This window comes from Salinivibrio sp. IB574, from assembly GCF_001996205.1.
Taxonomy (GTDB): Bacteria; Pseudomonadota; Gammaproteobacteria; order Enterobacterales; family Vibrionaceae; genus Salinivibrio; species Salinivibrio proteolyticus.
In genome coordinates this window covers 1-1,457 of record NZ_MUFN01000067.1, presented here as the reverse complement: position 1 = coordinate 1,457, position 1,457 = coordinate 1, and the positions used below count along the sequence as shown (strand labels likewise).

At 33.0% G+C, this 1,457-nt stretch carries 2 protein-coding genes; both read left to right on the top strand.

Annotated elements, in window-relative coordinates:
• The first annotated feature begins 18 nt into the window (after window positions 1-18).
• Entirely contained in the window at window positions 19-756 is a 738-nt protein-coding gene (locus tag BZJ17_RS16950; protein ID WP_077641514.1) for a dynamin family protein, read from the top strand.
• Between the two features lie 83 nt (window positions 757-839).
• Window positions 840-1,184, top strand: coding sequence for a hypothetical protein (locus tag BZJ17_RS16945; RefSeq protein ID WP_077641513.1), 345 nt, complete (start codon window positions 840-842; stop codon window positions 1,182-1,184).
• The last annotated feature ends 273 nt before the right edge of the window (window positions 1,185-1,457 follow it).

The window sequence follows — 1,457 nt, the reverse complement described above, 5'->3', positions numbered from 1 at the left end:
GGGTTTTAAGAGGTCGGAATGGCAGATATTACAACTAACATCTTACATGAAGACGATATAGATTCTCTGGGAGTAAATTATCAGTTTCTAAAAAAATTAGAACTTTCTAATTCAGCATTTAGAAGCTGGTACTATACCAACCCCCATAGGCTAGGCTATGAAAAAATAAAAGCTTTAAAAATAATTTTTATTGGCCAAACTGGATATGGAAAATCCTCTCTAATAAATAAGTTAATAAAAAAGGATATATTTGAAACAAGTGATTATGAGGCATGCACAAAAACTCTGCAATCTGCGGTATATTTTCTGCATCATAAAAGGAAGCATGAAAATGTGGCGTATCATTTGAGTTTTGTTGATTTACCAGGCATTGGTGAAAATGACCAAGCCGACGAAAAATATTTACAATGGTACAAGGGCTATATTAAAGAAGCTGCGGTTATAGTATATCTTTTTAGAGCTGATAAACGGGATCACACTCAAGATGAGTTTTTCTTTAATAATGTTTTCGACAAAAACAAAAGTAAGCAATTAATATGTGTTATATCTCAAGCTGATAAAATAGAACCAATAAACCGTGCATTGAATCTTTCAAACAATCAAAAGAAAAACTTACTAAAAAAGGAGAGCGAGATTAGAAACCAGTCTTTCTTGAACTTCGACAAGACTGATATTATTCATTTATCGACTCATTTGGATATAAATATCATGGAGTTGGAAAATAAAATAATTAGTAAGATAAAAGATATAACGTAAAAACACATAACAGAAAAATTCCAGCGGATGCCTTTGGTGCCGCTGAATTTGGCGTTATATGCACTTGCAACTAGGAGTAAAAATTGACCTACGACTTTCCAGAGGAACTAGAGTTTTTTGAAAGAGGCTTTGGTTATTCTAGTGAATATGACCATGATGAAGGACAGTTTTCATTCCTTATGGATTATGAAACCGGTGAAAGATTAATATTCACGCATTCACCGTTTGGTAATAACTCAGTAAATGTAAAACTATTTCAGGGTACAGGGTTAGTATTTCATATATACAAAGAAGAAGTTACTAACATTACTTTTCAGGATTGGGGTGGAGAGCTTGTATTAAGGGTATATTTAGTTAATGACTTAAATGATTTCTTAGTCTACTTTAACCCGAAAACAAGGCTTAAATATTGCGAGCCTAATATGTGATTTTGCATATAACAAACGCATCAACGCATGGACTAATAAAGCTTGGCTTGGTTCGTGCCTCACCAATTTTAGCCAAGCATTATTAGCCCGTTATGTGAGGCGTTATGCATTTAAGAAGTAAGGATAATTAAGTGAAAAAACTTATATTTATAGTTTTATTAATGTTGTCGGGTACCGCTTTGTCTGAATCGGGCGTAAAGCCATTGCCTGAAAAACTAGAAAAAGAAATAAGTAAAAATATGAGTGAGAGCTCTTATTTTCCAATGTTAAAAC

Bases quoted from the DNA above. Each gene is read 5' to 3' on its own strand.
- BZJ17_RS16950 (WP_077641514.1), top strand. From the start codon at position 19: ATGGCAGATATTACAACTAACATCTTACATGAAGACGATATAGATTCT.